At 68.2% G+C, this 22663-nt stretch carries 18 protein-coding genes; 8 read left to right on the top strand and 10 right to left on the bottom strand.

All coding sequences use genetic code 11. From position 1 onward, the window contains the following. Positions 1–6 precede the first annotated feature (6 nt). The gene (locus ACIO3S_RS07845) at positions 7–1515 is read left to right on the top strand and encodes a tripartite tricarboxylate transporter permease (RefSeq protein WP_400461324.1); all 1509 of its coding nucleotides are present in this window, start codon (positions 7–9) and stop codon (positions 1513–1515) included. Between the two features lie 86 nt (positions 1516–1601). On the opposite strand, the gene ACIO3S_RS07850 is transcribed toward ACIO3S_RS07845, so the two are convergent. Further along, entirely contained in the window at positions 1602–2537 is a 936-nt protein-coding gene (locus ACIO3S_RS07850; RefSeq protein ID WP_400461327.1) for a cupin domain-containing protein, read from the bottom strand. A gap of 138 nt (positions 2538–2675) precedes the next feature. Between ACIO3S_RS07850 and ACIO3S_RS07855 the strand changes: the two genes are divergently transcribed. Beyond that, positions 2676–3539: an enoyl-CoA hydratase/isomerase family protein gene (locus ACIO3S_RS07855; protein ID WP_400461331.1), complete on the top strand. Its 864-nt coding sequence runs from the start codon at positions 2676–2678 to the stop codon at positions 3537–3539. Positions 3540–4156: 617 nt separating this feature from the next. On the opposite strand, the gene ACIO3S_RS07860 is transcribed toward ACIO3S_RS07855, so the two are convergent. Together ACIO3S_RS07860 and ACIO3S_RS07865 are read right to left on the bottom strand one after the other, a co-directional pair. Next, positions 4157–5257 carry a tyrosine-type recombinase/integrase gene (locus ACIO3S_RS07860; RefSeq protein ID WP_400461334.1) on the bottom strand — a complete coding sequence of 367 codons (1101 nt, stop codon included), beginning with the start codon at positions 5255–5257 and terminating at the stop codon, positions 4157–4159. A 658-nt stretch (positions 5258–5915) separates the two neighbouring features. After that, entirely contained in the window at positions 5916–6554 is a 639-nt protein-coding gene (locus ACIO3S_RS07865; RefSeq protein ID WP_400461337.1) for a TetR/AcrR family transcriptional regulator, read from the bottom strand. A 92-nt stretch (positions 6555–6646) separates the two neighbouring features. Here ACIO3S_RS07865 and ACIO3S_RS07870 point away from each other — a divergent pair, with 92 nt between their 5' ends. Further along, a complete protein-coding gene (locus ACIO3S_RS07870; RefSeq protein WP_400461340.1) occupies positions 6647–8026 on the top strand; it encodes an amidohydrolase family protein in 1380 nt (459 codons plus the stop codon). Positions 8027–8240: 214 nt separating this feature from the next. After that, the gene (locus ACIO3S_RS07875; protein WP_400461343.1) at positions 8241–8996 is read left to right on the top strand and encodes an SDR family NAD(P)-dependent oxidoreductase; all 756 of its coding nucleotides are present in this window, start codon (positions 8241–8243) and stop codon (positions 8994–8996) included. 160 nt (positions 8997–9156) lie between these two features. Here the strand turns inward: ACIO3S_RS07875 and ACIO3S_RS07880 are convergent, their stop codons facing one another. Beyond that, entirely contained in the window at positions 9157–11361 is a 2205-nt protein-coding gene (locus tag ACIO3S_RS07880) for an LLM class flavin-dependent oxidoreductase (RefSeq protein WP_400461346.1), read from the bottom strand. A gap of 64 nt (positions 11362–11425) precedes the next feature. Here ACIO3S_RS07880 and ACIO3S_RS07885 point away from each other — a divergent pair, with 64 nt between their 5' ends. Next, the gene (locus ACIO3S_RS07885; RefSeq protein WP_400461349.1) at positions 11426–11806 is read left to right on the top strand and encodes a winged helix-turn-helix transcriptional regulator; all 381 of its coding nucleotides are present in this window, start codon (positions 11426–11428) and stop codon (positions 11804–11806) included. Positions 11807–11827: 21 nt separating this feature from the next. Here ACIO3S_RS07885 and ACIO3S_RS07890 read toward each other — a convergent pair whose 3' ends face one another. Continuing rightward, on the bottom strand, positions 11828–12676 hold the full coding sequence (locus ACIO3S_RS07890) for a helix-turn-helix domain-containing protein (RefSeq protein WP_400461352.1): 849 nt from the start codon (positions 12674–12676) through the stop codon (positions 11828–11830). Between the two features lie 166 nt (positions 12677–12842). Between ACIO3S_RS07890 and ACIO3S_RS07895 the strand changes: the two genes are divergently transcribed. Then, a complete protein-coding gene (locus ACIO3S_RS07895; protein WP_400461355.1) occupies positions 12843–15053 on the top strand; it encodes a xanthine dehydrogenase family protein molybdopterin-binding subunit in 2211 nt (736 codons plus the stop codon). Positions 15054–15150: 97 nt separating this feature from the next. Here the strand turns inward: ACIO3S_RS07895 and ACIO3S_RS07900 are convergent, their stop codons facing one another. After that, the gene (locus tag ACIO3S_RS07900) at positions 15151–16011 is read right to left on the bottom strand and encodes an enoyl-CoA hydratase/isomerase family protein (protein ID WP_400461358.1); all 861 of its coding nucleotides are present in this window, start codon (positions 16009–16011) and stop codon (positions 15151–15153) included. Positions 16012–16066: 55 nt separating this feature from the next. Here ACIO3S_RS07900 and ACIO3S_RS07905 point away from each other — a divergent pair, with 55 nt between their 5' ends. Together ACIO3S_RS07905 and ACIO3S_RS07910 are read left to right on the top strand one after the other, a co-directional pair. Continuing rightward, positions 16067–16441: a winged helix-turn-helix transcriptional regulator gene (locus tag ACIO3S_RS07905; protein WP_400461361.1), complete on the top strand. Its 375-nt coding sequence runs from the start codon at positions 16067–16069 to the stop codon at positions 16439–16441. A gap of 135 nt (positions 16442–16576) precedes the next feature. Next, complete coding sequence (locus ACIO3S_RS07910; RefSeq protein ID WP_400461363.1) at positions 16577–17416, top strand: helix-turn-helix transcriptional regulator; 840 nt, start codon at positions 16577–16579, stop codon at positions 17414–17416. 166 nt (positions 17417–17582) lie between these two features. Here the strand turns inward: ACIO3S_RS07910 and ACIO3S_RS07915 are convergent, their stop codons facing one another. Genes ACIO3S_RS07915 through ACIO3S_RS07930 form a run of 4 tightly spaced genes read right to left on the bottom strand, consistent with a single transcriptional unit; the run spans position 17583 to position 22640 of the window. Further along, on the bottom strand, positions 17583–19844 hold the full coding sequence (locus ACIO3S_RS07915) for a xanthine dehydrogenase family protein molybdopterin-binding subunit (RefSeq protein ID WP_400461366.1): 2262 nt from the start codon (positions 19842–19844) through the stop codon (positions 17583–17585). Between the two features lie 10 nt (positions 19845–19854). Beyond that, on the bottom strand, positions 19855–21000 hold the full coding sequence (locus tag ACIO3S_RS07920; RefSeq protein WP_400461369.1) for an XdhC family protein: 1146 nt from the start codon (positions 20998–21000) through the stop codon (positions 19855–19857). Positions 21001–21036: 36 nt separating this feature from the next. Beyond that, the gene (locus ACIO3S_RS07925) at positions 21037–22014 is read right to left on the bottom strand and encodes an FAD binding domain-containing protein (RefSeq protein WP_400461372.1); all 978 of its coding nucleotides are present in this window, start codon (positions 22012–22014) and stop codon (positions 21037–21039) included. Continuing rightward, a complete protein-coding gene (locus ACIO3S_RS07930) occupies positions 22014–22640 on the bottom strand; it encodes a (2Fe-2S)-binding protein (RefSeq protein WP_400461375.1) in 627 nt (208 codons plus the stop codon). The genes ACIO3S_RS07925 and ACIO3S_RS07930 overlap by 1 nt, the downstream gene beginning before the upstream one ends. Positions 22641–22663 lie beyond the last annotated feature (23 nt).

Here is a 22663-nt window from a genome sequence, read left to right on the forward strand (position 1 = left end):
CTGAACGTGCTTCACGATCTTGGAGCGGGTTTCGCCTCGTTCTCAGACCCCACCTACCTCTTGCTCGCTCTCGCAGGTGTAGTCCTCGGCACGCTCGTCGGGGTGCTGCCGGGCATCGGCCCGATCGGCGCGATGTCGATACTGCTCGGCGTCACCACACAGGTCGGTCCCGCCGGTTCGCTCATCCTGTTCGCCGGCATCTACTTCGGGTCCACCTACGGAGGATCTACCACGTCGATCCTCCTGAACATTCCCGGTGAGGCGTCCTCGGTCGTCACGGCGCTCGACGGCAACCAGATGACGAAACAGGGCAGGTCGGGACCGGCTCTAACCATCGCCGCGGTCTCCTCGTTCGTCGCCTGCACGCTCTCCATCGTCGGTCTCATGCTCTTCGCGCCGGCGCTGAGCTCGGTCGCCGTCAAGCTCGGCCCGCCCGAGTACATGGCACTGTGTCTGGCTGGCCTGCTGCTCCTCGCGGCACTGTCGCATGGATCCACCGCTCGCGCTCTGGCGATGATCTGCCTCGGCCTCGCCGTCGGAACGGTCGGGATCGACCCGGTCGGTGGAGACCTGCGGTTCACCATGGGGTCGACCACCCTAGCCCAGGGCTTCAGCTTCACCGCGCTCGTCATGGGCGTGTTCGGTGTCACCGAGGCGCTGACCATAGTCGGCGGCAAGCGGTCGGCCCAGGCGGTGAAGGCGCCGAGACTGCGGGAACTCCTCCCGAGCCGTGCCGAGGCTCGCCGGGCCGGGCCCGCGGCTTTGCGCGGCTCAGCGATCGGCTTCCTGCTCGGCCTCGTGCCGGGGCCTGCGGCCGTGCTCTCGACCTTCGCGTCCTACGTGATAGAGAAGCGTGTCTCCCGGCATCCGGAGCGATTCGGCCACGGGGCCGTCGAGGGCGTCGCCGGACCGGAGGCCGCCAACAACGCGGCCGCAGGAGCCGCCTTCATCCCGCTCATGGTTCTGGGTATCCCGTTCGCGCCGACCATGGCGTTGGTCCTCGCCGCCCTGCTGCTCAATGGCATCGTTCCCGGCCCGACCTTCGTCGACGACCAGCCGGAGCTGTTCTGGACCGTCATCGCGGCGATGTACATCGGCAACCTCATGCTGCTGGTCCTGAACCTGCCGCTCGTCGGACTCTTCACGCGGCTGCTCTCGGTGCCTCCCCACGTGATGATGCCCCTGATCATCGGGCTGTGCACGATCGGTGTGTACGCCGATGGAAACTCCACCTTCGATGTCGTGGTGATGCTCGCCGCCGGCGTGTTCGGTTTCCTGCTGCGCTCAAGCGGCTTCAGCATGGCCGCATTCGTGCTGGCAGTCGTGCTGCAGCCGACCCTGGAGTCGTCCCTCCGACAGACAATGGCCTTCTCCGACGGCGATCCGACATACCTGCTCGGCCGACCGGTCACGATGGTCATCCTCGCGCTCGTCGCGGCGGCGGTTGCTGTCATGGCCCGAACCTCCTGGATCGCACGCCGCCAGTCCCGTGCCCTCGCTCATGGGCGGGGATAACTCCGAACGACACAGGATCGACCGAGGAGAGGCCGCGTGAAGGAGTCTGGCGGGGGTTACCAGATCCTGGAGCCCACGGCTGACACTCAACGGTCGCGCTTTCGGGCTCTGTATCGACCTGGTGGAAGGCCGTGTGCTCTGGCGAAGGCACGGCTGAATGCCGGAACGGAGCCGTAGCCCACGTTGGCGGCGATCAGTTCCACTGGGTCGTGGGTGTCGCGTAGGCGTACGGCTGCCAGGTCCATTCGCCACTGGGTCAGATACGCCGCTGGTGTCAGCCCAGTGGCGGATGGAAAGCGCCGGGCGAGGGTCGCCCGGGAGACGGAGATCGCCTCGGCGAGGGAATCGGTGGTCCACGGCATGGCTGGGTCCTTGTGTAGGTACTGCAGCGCCTTGCCCACGACGGGGTCACCCAGCGCGCCCAGCCAGGTGCCGAAGCACTCGGGCGGGTTCTCGGCCAGCCAGGCCCTGAGCATCTCCACCAGGACGATGTCGACGAGGCTCCTCAGCACCGCGGTCGAGCCGATGCCAGGGGAGGTCGATTCCCGGGCGAGCATGCGCACGGCGTCGTTCAGTCCCGCGGTGGCCGAATCGGCCCGCACGTGCACCAACGATGGCAGGGCGCTGAGGATCTGGGTCAGCGTAATCGGATCACTGTGATACTTGATGGTCGCTATCCGCGTCGACGCCGGCATCGAGCCGAGCCGGACGGGGTCGCGAAGGACGACGCCGATGGTGCCCGGACTCTGCGTCTGGTGAGCCAGTCGCAGTCCGGTCCGACCTGAGGGTTCGCTCGCGAGCCGGTATGGCGTGCTGGCCGGCAACAGCACGACATCCCCGGAGGCGAGCTCGACCGGTGAGATGTCAGGGGTGCTCAGCCAGGCGCGACCTGCCGTTACGGCGTGCAGAGACGGGGTGTCGTGGCCCTCGACGGACAACGCCCATTCCCCGCCCGCCTCGATGCGGGTCGTGAGCGCTCCGCGGACGCCTGAGATGGTCAGGGTGTCAGCGAGCGGGTCCATGCGTCGAATGCTATCGATTGAGTCAATCGGGCAAGAATTCGAGACTTGAGAGCATGGTTCGTATCGGTAGGCGCTACGTACGGTTAATCAGCCGCTGGGAAACGCCTGGCGCGGTCAACGGATAGAAGGACGAGCCCCATGGACTACAGCGCATTGCCGGGCCTCACGGTCGACGTGGACGGCGGCGTCGCGACGGTGACGCTCAACCATCCGCCCCTGAATCTAATGGACGGCGTCCTGCTCCCGTCGCTGCGGGGTTTCGTGCATCGCGTTCGTGCGGACCACGACGTGCGCGTGGTCGTGTTCCAGAGCGCCGATCCCGAATTCTTCAGTGCCCATGGCGACATGGCCTATGTGACTGACCCGGAGGCCCTGCCGGCCGCGACCAGAGCGGCCGTCGAGGCTGCGCCGGGTGCTGAGATTCCTGAAGGACTCAATGTCCTCCAGGCTCTGAGCGAGGAGGTGCGCATGCTCCCGCAGGTCACCATCGGCAAGCTGGCCGGATTCGCACGCGGAGCTGGCAACGAGTTCCTGATCGCGCTCGATATGCGGTTCGCGGCCATCGGAGCCTCGGGCCAGGCGCAGCCCGAGGCGCATCTGGCGATCGTTCCGGGCGGAGGTGGCACCGTGAACCTCACCCGCCTCCTCGGGAGGGCTCGTGCCCTCGAGGTCCTGGTCGGCGGGCAGCTCATCGACGCCGAGACCGCAGAGCGGTACGGCCTGGTCAACCGCGCCCTGCCTGCCGCCACCATCGACGAGTTCGTCGATGCGCTCGCGCGCAGGATGGCGAAGGTCAGGCCCGAGGTGGTCGCTTCCCTCAAGCGGATCGTCGAACGGGCCGCCCCCGCCCCCGAACTAGATGTCTACGCTGTCGAGAACACGGCCCTGTATGACCTCTTCACCGAGGACATGGTGCGAATCGCCCAGCGACAGTTGGAGGCCGGGGTGCAGACGAGAGAGGGGGAGCGGGACCTGGAGGGCCTGGTCGACAGCATCTCCTGACCGAAGGTCTTTTGAGGAGACACCCTTCGAGCCTCGATGTTTTCGTGAGTGAGCCCGAGCCGGCTGGCTCGGGCTCACCGGTTGCGGCTGGTGCACCGGGACGATGGGTGTCCCCAGCTTCGACGAGCCGACTGGTGAACGCACACGAGGTGTTTGCCTTGAATCCGGCATCGGAGTGGTGGATCATGTCGGGGCTGTGAACTCGATGTCCTTCGTGTTACGGACCCGGGTCGCCATCCCGAAGCGAGCGCATGACGAGCTCAACCTCCTTGGACGCCGCGGCGTGCTAGGCGACTCTCCGCTGAGTGCAGGGGCCATATCGCCGTTCGGAGGTGTGGTGGTTGCTTGGTGAAAGCACCTCGCGGGCTCGATGCATCCGCCGCCGGAAACTGAGTTGGGTGGATCCGTACGTCGTCGTGTTCAGTCCGGCTACGGCGAGGACGACTCCTACATGTTTCTACACGTCGTGGGCCGACGCCTCGCAACGCCTCGCATATTCGCTCTGCAGCTACGGCATCGCCCATACCGGATCTGTCGGGCTACGTCCTCGCTCCGAGCGGCGAGCGACCGATCTGGCGATCGACCTCCAGCACGGACCGTTGCCATCCGCCGATAATTCAAGTATCGAGGGCGGCCATCGCGCTGAGGCGTTGGGCGAGGTCCTGCATCCGGTCGCTGGCGGCATGCTGATAGCGCAGCGCGGCAGTCGGTGTTGTGTGTCCGGCTAGCTGCATCAGCTCGGCAAGCGTGGCGCCGGCGACGGCGGCGTTAGTGAGGCCGGTGTGGCGCAGGTCGTGGAAGCGTAAGTTGGACCGGCCGGCGACGCGTCGGGCCTCGAACCAGCCCCACCCCTTGCGCTTGACGGTGCCTTTCTCGGGTCCTGCTGCGTGAAGGACCGTCTCGGATCCATAGAAGGCGCTGGATCGCAGGTGCTTGCCTGCTTGGTCAGGGAACAGCAGGGCGTCAGATGTGCCGCCGACATGGTCGCGGAGGTGAGCGTCGAGGTCGTCGAGCAGATGGGGAGGCAGTGCCACGTCGCGTACACCCGCCGCGGTCTTGGGCGGTCCGATAATGCAGCCTCGTCGACATCCGCAGAGCCTGGAGTCGCTTGGCAACTCGTCCGGAACGGAGCGTACGTTGACGACGCCGCGCCGTACGGTGATCACCTTGCGATGTCGGTCGATGTCCTGGCGGCGCAGCTCGGTGAGCTCGCCGAAGCGCAGCCCGCACCAGGCGGCGAGCTGGATCATCAGGCGTCGGCGTTCGGGCATGTTCACGACGATGTTCGCGAGCTCGGAATTGGTGACCGGGCGGACGTCGTGACGCCGGCTAACAGAACCGCCGCCGCGCACCTTGGCGGGGTTGCCTGTCGTGATCAGGCCACGTTCGACGGCCGTGCCGAGGATGGTCCGAAGTAGGCCGTATGCCCGTGCCCGAGTGGTGTCGCGGCCGGCTGCGGCGTTTCCGTACCACGTGTCGATGTCGTCGGAGGTGATGTCAGCGAGCGGAGTGTTGCCGAATGTGGGGAGGATGTGGAGGCGTAGCAGATCCTCGTAGTCGGACCGGGTCCTAGGTGCCAGGGGGCGTCCTTTGACCATGCGCGCCGGCAGCCAGGCTGCCGCGTACTCCTCGAACGTTGTCGGCGTCGTTGTGCGGGCGGTCCTGCGGGCCTCGGGGGAGGTCCAGGTGCCAGCTGAGATCAACCGTCGCTCGTCCACGAGCCATGCTTCCGCGTCGCCTCGGGTCTCGAACGTCTGATCGGCGTAGTGGCGCACGGGTGTCGGGTTGCCACTCTTCGACAGGCGAGTGCGTCCGTCGGGATCGTTGTAGAAGGCTTGAAACCGCTGTCCCTTACGGGCCTTGACGGGCTTGATTGAACCGAAGCCGCGTCGTGCTCTCGTTTTCTGGTGCCCTGCCATCTCGCGACTCCTCGGATGCATTCCAATCTTGCCTACTGTCTGCCTACTAGGATGCGGAAAGGTGTCGTCCTTTGTCCATTCCGCGAACCAGCGCGGGAGCGCAAAAAGCCAGGTCAGAGCCTAGATGCTGGCTGAATCGAAGAACTTCGACGGGATGATAGTCACTGGTTCGAACCCAGTATCACGCACAACGAAGAACCGGCCGCTGACCAGGGTTTTTACCTGATCGGCGGCCGGTTCTCATTTGGCCCGATTCGCGGCGCTGCTGGGAGCGCCTGACGAAATGCCCGACTAGACGGTCACGCGGACTTCTTCTGACCGTCATCGCCGAACAGGCTGTCCATGACCTGTGCTCCGGCGTGCACGACCGTCCGGAGTTCGTGACGGTAGACCTGTTCGGTCACCCGGCCCTGATGAACCTCGGACGGGCCGACCGAGGTCCGAAGGGGGCTGCACTTCATTTGCCTTGGTTAGCTCTCGTCGCTTCCAGTGTCGACGCCAGAAGGTTCAGCGACAGTTCGTAGGCGGCGCCAACACGGTCGACGTCGCCGGTGATGCTCTTGTCCAGATATAGGCCACGGATGATGGCGACAGCGAGGGTCGACAGCGCCTCGGCCTGGTCTGGGTGGACGCCATCTTGGCGGAGCGCACTCTCGAGCGGGGCTTTCCAGTCCTTGACGACGGACCGTGCGAACCATTCGTACTTCTCAGGTTGACGGAGCGCGAGCCCATGGAGCTCAAAGAGGAAAGCAAATTGTCGCTCGTACTCAGGGGCGAGCCAGAGGTTCCACAGGGCTCGTAGCACTTCGATCGGTCGCCCGTTGCTGCTCGCCCAGAATTCGTCAAACGCCGTCGCCATTTGCCCATGGATCTCTTCACACACTGCTCGGATCAACTGATCCTTGCTTCCGAACTGGCGATTGAGCGAGGTGATGGATGCGCCGATCGCCGCACCCAGGGGTCGCAAGGTCAGATCAGCCACCCCGGTCCTGAGCACGTAATCGGTTGCCGCTCGGAGCAGTTCGGGCTTGCGGTGCTCCCACCGGAGTGCTCGCCCGTCGACGGTGGCCACTGCGCCGCTACCTGCCTTTGCCATGGTCTTGACCCTACAGGCGGCCGGACCCATTTACCGAAACGATCGATTCGGGTACTCTCCACTTTGAGACCTCGATCACAAAGGAAAATGAGATGACCACAACCCCTACCGCCATCACCAACGTGCAACTCATTGATGGCCGCGGAGGCGCGCCGCGGCCGGCCATGACAGTGCTGGTCGAGGGCGACCGGTTCACCACGATCGGTCCTTCTGCGAATACGGAGGTTCCCGTCGATGCGACTGTGGTCGACGGCAGTAATCGTTGGATGGTGCCGGGGTACGTCAACGGCAATGTCCACCTGCTCGACGCGTGGATGTTCATGGTGGGTCCGGGCACGATCGAGTACCTCGCTCGCTGGGAAGGTCGCTATGTCGAGGTCATAGAAGAAGCTGCCCAACTGGTGCTCCGCAACGGGGTCACCACCGTGTTCGACACCTACAACGCCATCGAACCGGTACTCAGCGCCCGTGATCGCATCAACGCCGGTACCTCACAGGGTGCGCGGATCTTCGCCGCTGGCGCCATCGTCGGGATGGGGGGCCCGTTCAGCGCCGACTTTCACTTCGGCGGGCGCAAGGCGGCGTCGCAGACGTTCGTCAATCGCATCGACGAGATGTTCGAGGCAGGAGTCGGCCACCAGTTGAGCTTGTTGCCCCGCAACGAGGTTCGCGCCCGCGTCCGCGACTACCTTGCCCGCGGTGTGGACATGCTCAAGATCGCCGTCAGTGACCACATTTTCATGACTGTCGGGCTGGATCGCTCTTACCAGACCTTCACCCGGCCGGTGCTCGACGTCATGATCGAGGAGGCGCGCGCCGTCGGGGTGCCGGTGCTGAGTCACAGTCTGTCTGTGGAGTCGCTCGAAACGTCCGTGGACCTCGGCGCGGATGTGTTGATTCACGCCAACTACACAATGGGCCAGCCCTATCCGCACTCATTGGTCGACAAGATCGTTGCCAGCAACTCCTACGCTGAACTGCAGACCATCCACGAGGCGCACCGCAAGGGTCTCGAAGAGGCTGGCAGCTGGGCCGCGTTGATGGGTGGCGGCGCCTTCGCGGACAACGAGCGCACCTTGGTCAGCGCCGGCGCGAAGATCCTGATGGGCACGGATGCTGGGTGCCCGAGCAACGACCACCTCGACGACCTCTCGCCGCTCGAACGCGAAGACCGACCATGGACCATCGGCGGAGACCACTTCCATTGGACCCAGTCGATGGTCGAGAAGGGCATGACCCCTCTGGAGGCCATCACCAGCGCCACCCTTCAGGTGGCCCGTGGATACGGGAAAGACGACCTGATTGGTTCAGTCGAGACCGGCAAGCTCGCAGACTTCGTCCTGCTGGACAAGAACCCTCTTGACGACATCCGCAACCTGCGTGCGATCACTGATGTGTATCAAGCAGGCCGAGCGGTCGACCGGGCGGCGTTGCCGACTACACCGCTAGTGACCACGCACCCCACAGCCTGAATGCACCACTCCAGCCGCGGGCAACCTGCCTACGCCGCGGCAGAGGCTCGGCGCCCCCACGGTCGGTGATGTCATCTACACCTTCGGGTCGATCCGGATGAGAGGAGCGAACCGGTCCTGGGATCGCAAGGCCCTCCTTGCGGCGCTGGGGTCGAGCGAAGATGACGGAGGCACCAGAAGGCGCTCGGAACACCAACTGGAGGGTAAAAAGAGCATGACGACCACACGTGTCGCACTTGTCACTGGAGCGAACCAGGGCATGGGGAGGTACGTCGCAACGTCGCTCGCCCGGGACGGCCATACGGTCTTCTTCGGGTCGCGAGACCTCGCCCGCGGCGAGGAGGCCGCCGCCGGGGCGGGACCGAACGCACACGCGCTGGAGCTCGACGTGACGGATGCAGCGTCCATCACGTCCGCAGTCGGCAGCATCCGTGACATCTCCGGACGGCTCGACATCCTGGTCAACAACGCAGGTGCGGCCTGGGTCGGCAGCCCTCCGCGGGACCTCGACGACGCGCGAGAGCGCGCGAGGCCGAGCATCGTGGATCTTGCGGAGATGCGCGCTGTGTGGGATGTCAACGTGTTCGGGCCGCTCGCGATGTTCCAGGCTGCCATGCCGCTCCTCAGGGAGTCCTCGGATGCGCGCGTCGTCAACGTGACCAGCGCGCTCGGCTCGCTGGCCCTGGCCTCCGACCCGGCGTCGGACGTACGTCGCATGTTCGACCCGGTGTACGCGTCATCCAAGGCAGCACTGAATGCCCTCACGATCACGATGATGGACGAGATGGCGGGGTCCGAGGTCAAAGTCAACCTCGTGTCTCCTGGCTTTGCCCGCACGGCCCTCGTCGGTTTCATGGGCACCGAGACCATCGAGGATGCATCCCAGGAGATCTTGAGGTGTGTCCGGCTCGGACCGGGCGACCCCGGCGGCACCTTCACCACCTGGGAGGCAACGCCCCTGCCGTGGTGAGGTGTGCATCCACGAGCCTCGAAGGGCTTGCCGGCCCGAGCCTGGACCGGAACCCGGCGAACGCTCCTGCCATCGCGTTCGAGGACCGAATCAGCTAGCACCCGCTCGGCCGATCCGCCGCTCGTAGGACACATCCGGATGTGTCGCTCGTCAGATGGGTTCAAGCTGGGTCGATGTAGAAGTTGTCGCGGAACAGTCCTGCGGGGTCCCAGCGGGCCTTGAGGTCACGTAGTCGTTCCAGATGAGCGGTTGGAAAGGCACGAGCGACAGCTTCGGGGCCGGTGTCGGTCTCGAAGCTGAGGTACGTCCCCTCCATGTGCTGCCGGAGCCGCGACCAGCGTTCCTCGAAGTTCGCGGTTCCGCCGCCGAGGGTGACGATGAGGAAGTTTGCGTCGCGCCAGGCGTACGCGGTCGCATCCGGCGGGACGTTGGCGGTGGCGCCGCCTGCCGAGCGTACGGAGAGGATGAAGTTGGCATTCAAGTCCAGCAGCTCGGCCAGGCCTTTCGCGACAGCAGTGTCCAGGTGGCGTGCCAGGGCAGAGTGTCCGTGGGGCTCGCCGTGGCCCTGCTGGGTCTCGGTCCCGGGTGGCGGGACGAGCAGGGCGCTGTAGGGGGTGAGCTGGACGGACTGGTTCGCAAGGGGAGCGAGTCGGGCGAAGGGCCGGAGGCGTTCGACGATGGTGTCGGGGTCGTCGGAATCGACGACGATGAGTGCCTGCACCACGGTCTGGCGGCCGGCGGGGCTCATCATGAGTGTGCCGGTGACGCTGGGATGTGCGTGTTCGATCGCGGTGCCCCAGTCCTGGAGGAATGCGGCGATGTCCTCGGGGACGTAAAGCAGAAGCGCGAAGCCGACCTGGGGGCCGATGGGGTCGGTGTCGAACTCGAAGGACACCGCGATGCCGAAGTTCGCGCCGGCTCCGCGCATCCCCCAGAACAGGTCGGGGTTCTCATCAGCGCTGGCCTGCACGAGCTCCCCGTCAGCGGTAACGACGTCGACCGAGCGGAGATGGTCGATGGTCAGCCCGTGCTCGCGCACGAACCAGCCGATACCGCCCGCGGTGGCGAGCCCGCCAACGCCGACGGTGCCGGCATCCCCGGAGGTCAGTGCACGGCCGCGCGGAGCGAGGGCGCGCGCGACGTCGCCCCAGACGGCTCCGGGGCCGAGTCGAATGCGGTTGCCGTCGAGCAACTCGATCGCGTCGAGCGCGTCAACGGCGATGACGATGCCGCCGTTGTTCAGGGATCTGCCCGACAGGCCGTGGCCGCCGCTGAAGATGCCCAGAGGCAGGTCCTGGTGCTTCGCGGCGTAGCGGACGGCGTCCTGCACCTCGGTGGCTGATTGTGGCCGCAGCACGAGCGCGGGGCGCGCGCCCCGGAAGTAGCTGTGCGTGTAGCGGGCATACCCGTGCTCCTGTGATGTGAGCGCACGATCGGCGAGCGAGGCGGGGACGGGGTCCCCGCCTATCCCGATATCGGTGGTTCGGGGACCGGCCGAGGTGCTGGCCGCACCGGCGGTGTCGCGAGCTTCGGCGACGCGTTCCTGGATCTCCTTTGCGGTGACCTCGGCGAAGCGGCGCAGTTCGTCGGGGTCGTCGCTTGCGAGGATGAACGCGCTGACGCCGTCCTCGATCGCGAGCCGGGCGAGTTCGTCGGCGCGGTATCGCGCGCTGATGTTCAGCAGCCGCACGATCTGCTCGGGAGAGCGTCCGACCTTCCGGGCGGACTCGTCGATGATCTGATTGCCACGGGCGAGGTCGCCGGGTTGCAGCCACGGCAGGCTCGGCAGCCATCCGTCGGCCTTCCGCCCGATGATCCGCAGCATGCGGGGTTTGACCGCACCGACCCAGATCGGGATGTCGTGAGCGGGTCGGGGGCCGCGGCGTGGGCTGTCGACATGGTGGATGCGGCCAGCGACTCGCAACGGTGAGGGGTCATCGACGTCCCAGATGCCAGTGACGATGTCCAACGCCTCGTCCAAGCCTGATACGGCGTCGGGCGGGGTGAGCAGCGGGCCACCCATCTCGGCGATCGCATCGAAGAAGCCCCCTGCCCCGATCCCTAGCTCGAACCGGCCACCGCTGAGCAGGTCCAGGCTCGCCGCGGCACGAGCGAGCACCGCCGGCTGCCGCAGCGGGAGATTCAGCACATTCCCGGCGACATGGATGCGCTCGGTGCGCGCCGCGACCCACGACAACAGAGTCCACGTGTCGTGAAACACCGCCTGATAGGGATGATCCTGGAACGTCACAAGATCCAGGCCGATGTCCTCGCTGAGCTTTGCCAAGTCGACCGCTTGCTGCGCTGGCGCGGCGACGGGGGAGATGAAGCTGCCGAACCGCAGTTGATGTCCGTAATCAGGCATGACTCAAGTCTCGTCAGATCGCCCTCGGCCCGCAAAGGCGAAGTAACCGAGTTATGATTGGTAAGTGACTTCGCCTCCTCCCTCCCCGCCTTCCACTTCCTGGCGCAGCGCCGACGAAGCGGAGTGCCAACACGCCAGCAAGGTCCTCGAGGTCGTGGGACAGCGCTGGTCGCCGAGCATCCTGCTTGCGCTGGGGCGCGGCGTCGAACGATTCAGCGAGATCATCGCGATGACGGCCGGCCTGTCCGCGCGAATGCTCACCTTGCGCCTCAAGCAGTTGGAGACCGCACATCTGGTCGAGCGCATCGTGATCCCCACCACCCCGGTCACGGTCCGCTACCGGCTCACAGCCCAGGGGCTGGACCTGATCGATGCGCTCCACTCCGTCGCCGGCTACGTGCAACGCTGGGAGGTCGATGATCCCGCGACCCGGGCTACGCGGTGACGGTGGCGGTGAGCGTGACGTTCACGCTTCGGCGAGGCGCGTCGGCCCGACCGCGGACAACAGCTGCAGCTTCCTGTAGCTCTCGCTGTCCGGAACCGCGGTGTAGACGAACAGGTGGTGCGACTGATCGGGGTCGACCAGCGACTGGCAGTGCAGCTCCAGCGCACCGACCTCGGGATGCACCAGACGCTTGACGTCATGGGGGCGAACACCGACCTCATGGTCGTTCCACACCGTGCGGAACTCCTCGCTCCGCTCGAGGAGCCGGCGAGATAGCTGTGCCGCTCTGGAGTCCGGGCCACGGAGCGTTGCCAGCTGGCGCAGGCTGGAGGCGAACGTGCGGCTGAGGATCGGATGGTCCTCGGGCGCATAGAACCGACGTGTGTCAGGGTCGGTGAACCAGCGATAGCCGATGCTGCGGGCCGGGCCGCTGTAGGAGGTCAGGTCTCCCATGAGGGCGACGCCCAGCGACGTCTGCCGGAGCGTCTCGCCCAGCTCCGTGACGATCTCGGCAAAGCTGTCGTTCAGACGGTCGAAGACCCGCAGCAAGCCCGGGCTGATGTGCTCGCCGGCCGGCCCTCGTGGAGGTGTGTTGTGCCCGGCAAGGCGGAACAGGTGGTCACGCTCGTCGAGGGACAGGTGGAGCCCTTGCGCGATCGACGCCAGCATCTGCTCGGATGGCTGCGTCCCGTGGTCCCGTTCGAGCTGCGTGTAGTAGTCGGTCGACATGTGCGAGAGCGCAGCGACTTCCTCCCGTCGGAGCCCTCTGGCCCGTCGGCGTCGTCCACGCGGCAGTCCGACATCCTCAGGCTGCAGTGACTCCCGCCGCCGGCGCAAGAAGCCGGCCAAGCCGACCCGATCGACTGTCATCCTTCGTTTCTACCAGTCGCGCACACGGCGTAACACGGATCGTCGATACCCCCGTAGCGGCGATGCCGGGCGACCCCAGCCTGGGATCGCCAACCCCCTGGTTGCCGTCCATCGACGTGGTCATTCTGGACCCGAGCACGTGACCAGCGACCAGCGAGGAGCAACGATGGCCTACACACCAGTCGGACGCGAGACCGACCGCATCGACGGCAGGCTCAAGGTCACCGGTGCCGCCGCGTATTCCGGCGACTACCCAGCCGCCGGCATGGCGCACGCCTACCTGATCACCAGCACCGTCGGGCGCGGCCGCATCCGAGCCATGGACACCAGGGCCGCGCTGGGCGCGTCCGGCGTCGTCGCCGTGTACAGCCCGTTCAACCCCTTGCGCCTGTACGTGATGCCCGGCCTCGGCGAGAACTACGCGCCGCTCCAAGACCCCGAGGTGCGCTTCCACGGGCAGATCATCGCCATGGTCGTCGCCGAGACGTTCGAGCAGGCGCGCGACGCGGCGGCGCTGGTCACCACGACCTATGACGCCTCGGCGCCACGCACCTCGCTCGACGACGAGCCGAGCACGCTGCCCGAGACCACGCCCAGTGGACGCCCGGCCAGCTCCACGGTCCTGGCCACCGGCGTCGCCTCGATCGAGGCGGCACTGACCGCGAGCGACGTCGTCGTGCAGGCCCGCTTCCACCAGGACGCCCAGCACCACGTCGCGATGGAGCCCCACGCCACCCTCGCCCAGTGGCGTGACGGCATCCTCACCGTCCACAGCGGCACGCAGGTGCCTCTCTTCGCCACCATGCTGATCGCCGCCAGGCTCGGTATCACGACCGACCGCGTGCAGGTCATGAGCAAGTACCTGGGCGGCGGTTTCGGCAGCAGGGTCCTGTCCTGGTACGACACCTCTCTCGCCGCGGCCGCGGCCGACGTCCTGAACCGCCCGGTCCGGCTCGTCCTGACCCGGGAGCAGGTGTTCCAGGTCATCGGGCGCCGCGGCCGGATCAACCAGACGGTCAGGCTGGGCGCCTCGCGAGACGGTGTGCTGAGCGCGGTCAGCCACGTGACCGAGGCCGAGATGCCGGCCGTCGGCGGGTGGCACATGGACGCGGCGGGATCCTCCACGGCGCTGGCGTACCGGACACCGAACCTGCATGTCGAGGACCGGCAGGTGACCCTCGACATGTCACCGACCTGGGCGATGCGGGCGCCCGACGAGGCCCCCGGGTCGTTCGCGCTCGAGACCGCGATGGACGAGCTCGCCGTGGCCACCGGCGTCGACCCGGTCGAGCTGCGGCTGCGCAACTACACCACCGTCGTCCCTGGCACCGACCGGCCCTGGACGAGCAAGTACCTCGACGAGTGCTACCGCGTGGGTGCACGGCGCTTCGGCTGGTCGCAACGGTCGGCCACGCCCCGCGCCCGCGTCGACGGCGACTGGCTGGTCGGCATGGGGATGGCCTCCGCCGTCTACCCGACCGACCGGCAGCCGGCCACCGTCCGGGTCCGGCTGCGTGCCGACAACACCGCCGTGGTGTCCACCGCGACGGTCGACCCGGGTACCGGTGCGGCGACCATGGTCGCTACGGTCGGAGCCGACGCCCTGGGCATCCCGTTGCGCCGGATCGAGCTCGATTACGGTGACTCGACGCTGCCGCAAGGTGGATCGTCGGTGGGCTCCGGCGCCACCGCGAGCACCGTGCCGGCGATCCAGGCCGCCGCACGGGCCGCCGTCGATGAGCTGCGGCGGCTCGCCGTGACCAGCACCCGCTCACCCTGGCACGGCGCCGATCCCGCCGACCTGACCTACGAGAACGGTCGCCTGCGCTCGGCGGACCGCGCGATGACCTTCGGTCAGCTCCTCACCACCGTCGGTGCGCCCGCCGCCGGGGGCGAGGGGGCACACGCGCCCGGCGACGAGGCGACCCGGTACGCGATCCACAGCTTCGGCGCCCACTTCTGCGAGGTCCGGGTCAACCGCTTCACGGGCGAGCCGCGCGTCACCCGGTTCACCACCGTCGTCGACGCCGGCCGCGTCGTGAATGCCAAGGCCGCCAGGAGCCAGCTCGTCGGTGGCGTCATCATGGGCATCGGGCACGCCCTGCTGGAGCACAACCCGGTCGAGCCCGGCACCGGGCGACTGGCCGCCAGCAACCTCGCCGACTACATGGTCCCCGTCAACGCCGACATCCCCGGCATCGACGTGCACTGGCTCGACCGTCCCGACCCCGTGCTCAGCGAGCTCGGTGTCAAGGGGCTCGGCGAGATCGGGACCGTCGCATCGGCCGCCGCGGTCGGCAACGCCGTCTTCAACGCCACCGGCCGGCGGGTGCGCGACCTCCCCATCACCCTCGACAAGCTGCTGCAGGACGACTAGGGCCTGTTTGGGATTGGGTCAGCGTCAGCTGATCCAGTCCAGGACGTCGTAGGCGATAGATGTCTCGCGTCATCGTTCAACGTTCGAGCGGGACTGGTCAGATGGACCTGACGATCCGTTCGTGGTCCAGTTCCCCCTCGCGAGTCTGGATCCCCGCGGCCACCAGGTCGTGCGCCCGCTGCGTGACCTCGGGGCCCATCGTCGTCATCAGTCCGTCGTTCTCGACCGCGTACGCCGCTCGCGGGACGGCGGGCGCCACGGTGTTCACCGCCGCCTTGATCGCGGCGATGACCTCCGGCCTCAGGCGCGCGATCCGCCCGCCGAGCTCGTCCACGAAGCCGTCCAGCTCGTCGGCCGGGAGCGCGCGGTTGACCAGGCCGTACCTTTCGGCGAGCTCCGCGTCCACGAGCTCGCCGCCCAGGAGGAGCTCGAGGGCACGGGCCCGGCCGGCCAGGCGGGTCAGGTTCACTGTCCCGCCGCCGCCGGGGAGGATGCCCAACAGGGCCTCGGTCTGCGACTGACCGGACCGGCCGATCGCCGCGAACCGCATGTCGAGGTACATGAGGAACTCGTTGCCGGCGCCGCGTGCGAAGCCGGCCAGCTTGCCGATGGTGACCTGCGGCAGGGTGCGTACCTCCTCGCTCATGACCTGCAGGATGTTCATGCCGTCGGGGACCGGCGCGTCCTCTGCGGCGGCGATCGCGGCGCGGGTCGCGGCCGACAGGGCGTCCGGGTCGGTGAGGTAGCCCATGTCGCCGTGGGCGCTGAAGAACTCCGGGTCGGCGCTGTCGAACACGACGACGCGGACGCTCGTGTCCTTCCTGACGCGGTGGACGAACCCGCGCAGCGAGGGCAGCAGGACGCCGTCGATCAGGTTGAGGGGCGGGTTGTCGAGGGTCACGGTCGCGACGCCGTCGGACGATGTGACCCGGAGGCCGGGCAAGTTGTCGTAGCTCATGAGCCGTGACCCTAGGAAGCGACCGGGTTACCGATCGGGAACCTAGAATCGTGCTATGTCCGAGCTTGCCGTCGACATGTTCGACGAGATCTGCCCCTCGCCGATGCAGCCGTTGCGGATGAAGGACAAGTGGGCGCCGATGGTGCTGCGTTGTCTGGAGCAGGGGCCGCGCAGGTTCTCCGAGCTGCGCGTCCCGCTGCACCGCACCAGCGCGAAGGAACTCACTCGGTCGCTGCGCAACCTGCAGCGCGGCGGCTTCGTGAGCCGCGCCTCGGCGGGCCGCACCGTGACCTACGAGCTCACCGACCTCGGGCGCGGCCTGCTCGACCTGCTCACCACGGTCTACGCCTGGACCGACGAGCACGGGGACGAGCTCCTCGACGCCTACGACCCCGATGACGACGTAGGCGGCCGAGGACGACAGGGCTGACGGCCTGCGCTCCGTTCAGCGGTGGCGAGGTGCCAGGGAGGTCACGGCTCCGCCATAAGGGGGGATCGCCAGAGCATGGATACGTTCGCCCGCTTGGGATAGAACCAAGTCAGAACTCTCAGAAGGGGGAGCGTCTTGATCGATCGCACCGGGCTGGCGGGGTTTCTCCGCAATCGGCGTGAGGCAATGCAGCCGGAGGACGTCGGCATGCCTCGCGGGCAGCGGCGCCGGACCAGCGGGCTGCGACGGGAGGAGGTCGCGGCGCTGTGCAACATGTCGGCGGACTACTACTCCCGCCTGGAGCGGGAGCGTGGCCCGCAGCCGTCGCCGCAGATGCTTGCCTCGATCGCCCAGGGGCTGCACCTGTCGATCGACGAGCGTGACCACCTGTTCCGGCTGGCCGGGCACAACCCGCCACCCCGGGGCAGTTCCAGCGAGCACATCAGCCCTGGGCTGCTGCGGATCCTGGACCGCCTCGAGGACACTCCTGCGGAGATCGTCACCGAGCTGGGTGAGACCCTGCGGCAGACGCCGATGGGGGTCGCGCTCACGGGTGATACGACCCAGTACACCGGGCCGGCTCGTAGCAACGGCTACCGGTGGTTCACCGATCCGTATGCCCGGGACATTTTCGCGCCCGAGGAGCACGCATTCCTGACCCGGATGTACGCCGCTGGGTTGCGTGGGCTCGTCACGCTCCGGGGTCCCGATTCCCGGGCGGCCTACCTCGCGGACCTGCTGCTGGACTGCAGCGAGGAGTTCCGGCGGGTGTGGGAGGACCACGAGATCGGGATCCGCCCCCACGATGTCAAGCACTTCGTGCACCCCGAGGTCGGTGCGCTGGAGCTGAACTGCCAGCGCCTGGTCGACCCGGACCAGGCCCACTCGCTGATGGTCTACACCGCGGTTCCCGGCTCCGAGAGCTACGAGAAGCTGCAGATGCTGTCAGTGATCGGAGCACAGGCTCTGCGCTGAATCGGCGACCCGGAGCTACCCGATCGCCCAGAGGTTCGGCGATCGGGCATGCAGTGCAATTGGTCCCACACCATGTGCCACCGTCGGCCGCGCGCGCCCGACACTCACTGACGCCACGTACCGACCTCGTGACCAGGCCATTCACAGCAGATGGCCTGGTCACTGGCTACAAGTGCTCGATCAGCTTGTCGAGGGTGATGGGAACGTCGCGCACCCGGATACCGGTGGCGTTGTAGACGGCGTTGCCGATCGCGGCCGCCGAGCCGACGGTGCCGATCTCGCCGAGGCCTCTGGCGCCCAGGCTCCGGGTCCCGACGTCCTCGCCGCCGTCGCCGAGCGGTCCGGTGAGGATGGGGTCGGGCCGGTCGAGCATGACAACGTCGATATCGGGGACGTCCGCGTTGACGGGAACCAGGTAGTCGGCGAGGGTGCTGTTGGCCAGGCGTCCGGTGTCGAGCTCCAGGTGGTTCTCCTCCAGCAGGGCGTGGCCGATGCCGAAGATGACGCCGCCGACGAGCTGGCTGCGGGCGGCCTTGGCGTTGATGACGCGGCCGACGTCGGCGACGGTGGTGAACCGGGTAACCCGGGTCTCGCCGGTGAATCGGTTGACGCGTACCTCGCAGAAGTGGGCGCCGAAGCTGTGGTGCACATACTCCGGGTCGGCGGCACCGGGTGACTCGGCGAGCGCGGTGATGCCCGGTGAGCCGACAGCTCTGAGCAGGCGGCCGAAGGTCATCGAGCGGCCGAGCCCATGCAGGGTCCCGCGCTCGTAGCGCAGGTCGTCCGCGCTGGCGCCGTGCCACGGCGACCCGTCGTCGGTGACGGCGACCCGCTTGAGTTCGTCGATCGCATCGCGGGCAGCGTTCACGACCTGGGGCACGGTGGCGTGCGTGGCGCTGGAGCCGACGGCGGGTGCTCCCTGAGGCAGCAGTGAGTCACCGATCTCCGGCGTCACCCGGTCCAGGGGTATCCCCAGGGCATCAGCACCGGAGATCGCGACCATGGTCGCCCCGCCGGTGCCGAAGTCCGAGATCCCCGTCGAGACCACGGCCGTGTCGTCGTCGAGCAACCGGACGCGTACGCTCGCGGGACGGCGGTGCGCAGGGTAGATGCCCGTGGCCATGCCGGTGCCGTACAGCCACTGCCCGTCGATGCGTGCGCGGGGCGTGGCGCTGCGGGCGGACCAGCCGAATCGCCGCGCGCCGACGCGGTAGCACTCCTCAAGGTGCTTGCTCGACCAAGGCAGCCCAGAGACGGGGTGGGCGGTGGCGTTGTTTCGCAACCGCAGTTCGACCGGATCGATACCGGTGGCTACGGCCAACTCGTCCATGGCCGTCTCCAGGGCGAAGGATCCGGGGGCTTCATTGGGTCCGCGCATCGCCCGGCTCCCGGGGATGTCGAGGACGGCCAGCTCCGCATGGACGCGCAGGTTGGGCGTGCGGTAGAGGGCGTCCGTGGTGTTGTGGGCCGGGGTCATGGGGAAGGTGACCGTGGTCGGGCGCTCGGAGACGCTCTGGTGGCTGACGGCGTTGAGGACGCCGTCCCGGGAGGCGCCCAGCCGAACGGTCTGGGTGAGCTGGGGCCGGTGTCCAGTGAGGGTGAACATCTGCTCGCGGGTGAGGACCAGCCGGACCGGGCGGCCGATCTCCCGGGCGGCGGCGGCGGGGAGCGGGGTGTCGCTCCACAGGATGACGCGGGCGCCGAACGCGCCGCCCACGTACTTGGTGTTCAGCTGGACATTCTGCGGCAGGACGCCAAGCCGCTGGGACATCCCGAGTGCGAACGCTGCGGGGACTTGCGCGCCGGCGTGGATGGTGACCCGGTCGCCGTTCCAGACGGCGAGGATCGCGTGGGGCTCCATGGCTACGTGGTGCTGGATGTGCTGGTGGAACTCAGCCTTCACGACGACGTCGCTGGCGTCGAGCGCGGCGTCGATCGATTCGACGCCAGGGGCCAGGACCTCGAGGCTGCTCGGCGTCCCGCTGAGGGTGGGGCCTGCGGGCTCGTGGGGTTCGTCCGCGAGGGAGGTGCGCGGTGGTTGTGCGGCGTAGGCCACTGTGACCAGTGCGGCGGCGTCACGCGCCTGTTCGGGGGTCTCGGCTACGACCATCGCGATGGCCTGGCCATGGAATCGGACCTCCGTGTCCTTCAGAGGGACGTAGTTCTCCACGAAGCCGGCGAGCGGGCCGGTGATCGGATACAGGTTGAGCCGGGACTCCGGAGCGGCGTAGACGCGCAGGACACCCGGCGCCGCACGGGCGGCTGTCGTTTCGATCCTGGTGATGGTGCCCCGGGCGATGGTGCTGGTGACGAGGTGGGCGTGGGCGAGGTCGGTGGCGCGGTAGTCACCGGAGTACTCGGCTGCGCCGGTGACCTTCAGTCTGCCGTCGACGCGGTCGGTCTCGCGGCCTACGGGGGAACTGGGCATCGTGACTCCTTCAGCTACTGAGTGCGAGCGCACCGGTCGACGGCGCACTGTGGTGGATGGGGACCCCGGTGCTCAGGGGTGCCCCCGAGCCGCCGTGCCGGTGGGCGACGATCTCCGCCGCGATCGACAGGGCCGTCTCCTGCGGGGTGCGGGCTCCGAGGTCGAGGCCGATGGGGGAGCGCAGGCGGTCGAGCTCGTGGTCGGTGAGGCCGGCGTCGCGGAGCCGGGCCAGGCGGTTCTCGTGGGTGCGGCGGGAGCCCATGGCCCCGACGTACGCCAGGGGCAGCCGGAGGGCGGCCGTCAGCAGTGGGAGGTCGAACTTGGGGTCGTGGGTGAGCACGCACACGACGGTGCGGCCGTCGAGCAGCCCGGCGTCGGCCTGGGCCTGGAGGTAGCGGTGCGGCCAGTCGACGACCACCTCGGCGTCCGGGAACCGCTCCGGCGTGGCGAATGTTGCCCGTGCGTCACAGACGGTCGCCCGGTAGCCCAGGAATGTGCCCAGCAGGGTGAGCGCGGCGGCATGGTCGATAGCGCCGAACACGAGCATCCGTGGGGGCGGGGTACTGGACTCCACCAGCAGCGTCATGGGTTCGCGGCAGTAGCTGTCGGCCACCCCGATCTCGACGGTGCCGGTGCGACCCGCATCCAGGGCCGCGGCCGCGTGAGTCTCGGCGACCTGGTCGAGCCGGGCGTCGCCGAGGGAACCCTCGGCGGGCCGGCCGGTCCGCACGACGAGCGCCCGCCCGAGGTGCGTGCTCGGGCCGCGTACCACCGTGGCCACGGCCACCGCCTGGCCGCTCGCGGCATCGGCGAGGGCCGGTTCCAGCTCCGGCTCGGCGCCCGGGTCGTGGTGACGTAGCAGCACCTCGATGATCCCGCCGCAGGTCAGGCCGACCCCGAGTGCGTCGGCGTCGGAGTACCCGAACCGCAGCGCCTGGGGCTCGTGGTTCCCGGCGAGCATGTCCTGGCAGGCGTCGTGCACGGCGGCGTCGACGCACCCGCCGGACACGTTGCCCAGCACCGCCCCGTCCGCGTCGACGACCAGCGACGAGCCGGGCTGGCGGGGTGCGCTGCCGGCCACACTCGTGACGGTGGCCGTCACGAACGGGGTGCGGCCCCGGGCACGTCCGAGCAGCTGGGCGGCGAGCTCAAGCACGGCGACCGCCCGCCCTCGCGCCGTCTGACCGGTCGCTCATCGGCCCTCCACCAGTTCGGTCAGCGCCCGCACCAGGGTGCGGCGAAGCAGGGCGGGCTTGAACGCGTTGTACTGGCGCGGCTCGGCGCCGTCCGCCGCGCGGGTGACGGCGGCCTCGAACGTGGCGGAGGTCGCGGGCCGCCCGGTCAGCGCGCGTTCGACCGCTGGCAACCGCCACGGCCGCGTCCCGACGCCGCCGACGGCGATCCGGGCCTGGGTGATGGTGCGCCCGCGCAGCTCGAGGGCGACGGCGGCGGAGGCGAGCGCGAACTCGTAGGACTGCCGGTCGCGGATCTTGAGGTAGTGCGAGCGTGCCGCGAAGGGGGAGCGGGGCACCGTGATCCCGGTGATGAGTTCGCCCGGTCGCAGGGTGTTCTCGATGTGGGGCGTAGCCCCGGGCAGCGTGTAGAAGTCGTCCAGCGCCACGGTTCGGGTGCCGCGGGCCGAGCCCAGGTGCACCACCGCGTCCAGAGCGACCAGCGGTACGGCCAGATCGCTGGGGTGCGTCGCGATGCATGCATCGCTGGTGCCCAGGACCGCGTGGCCGCGGTTGATCCCCTCCAGCGCCGCGCAGCCGCTGCCCGGCTCACGCTTGTTGCACGGGGTGGTCACGTCGCGGAAGTACCCGCACCGCGTGCGCTGCAACAGGTTGCCGCCGATGCTGGCCATGTTGCGCAGTTGGGCCGAGGCGCTCAGCTCCAGCGCCTGCGCGACCATCGGGTAGTGCTCGCGCACCGTGCGGTGGTCGGCAACGTCGCTCATCCGCTCCAGCGCGCCGATGTGCAGCCCCTTGCTGTCCAGCGTGATGCCGTCCAGAGGCAGCCGGTTGATGTCCACGACGCGCTCGGGGGTCATCACCTCGAGCTTCATCAGGTCGACCAGGGTCGTGCCCCCGGCCAGGAACGCGGTGTCCGGTCCCGCGCCCCGCAGGGCCTCGCGTACGGAGCGGGCCTGGGTGAAGGTGTAGGGCCGCATCAGCGCATCACCTGCTGGGCGTCCCGGATCGAGTCGACGATGCGGGGATAGGCGCTGCACCGGCAGATGTTGCCCGACATGCGCTCGCGGATCTCGTCGTCCGAGTCCGCTCCGCCCTCGTCGTCGACCATCGCGACCGCGGACATGATCTGCCCGGGGGTGCAGAAGCCGCACTGGAGGCCGTCGTGGTCGATGAACGCCTGCTGCATCGGGTGCAGCCGGTCGCCGTCGGCAAGGCCCTCGATCGTCGTGATCTTCCGGCCGGTCGTGGTGGCGGCCAGGGTGAGGCAGGACAGCACGCGCTGCCCGTCGATATGCACGGTGCAGGCCCCGCACTGGCCGCGGTCGCAGCCCTTCTTGGTGCCCTTGAGGTCCAGCCGCTCGCGCAGCGTGTCCAGCAGGGTGGCCCGCGGGTCCACCCGCAGCGTGACCGGGTCGCCGTTGACGGCGGCCCTCACCGTCACCTGGGCCACGCCGTCCACGGTGAGTGCCGAGGCCGCTTCCGCTGCCTCGACCTGTCCGGCCATCAGCGGGGTCACGGCGGCGGCGGCGGCCAGGCCGCCGCCCAAGAAGTTGCGCCGGGACACACCCCAGCGGTTCGGTCCGGCGTCGTCGTCTTGGTTCATCGAGTCTCCTGGCTGGTCGCACG

The organism is Nocardioides sp. NPDC087217, assembly GCF_044744805.1.
Lineage (GTDB): Bacteria > Actinomycetota > Actinomycetes > Propionibacteriales > Nocardioidaceae > Nocardioides.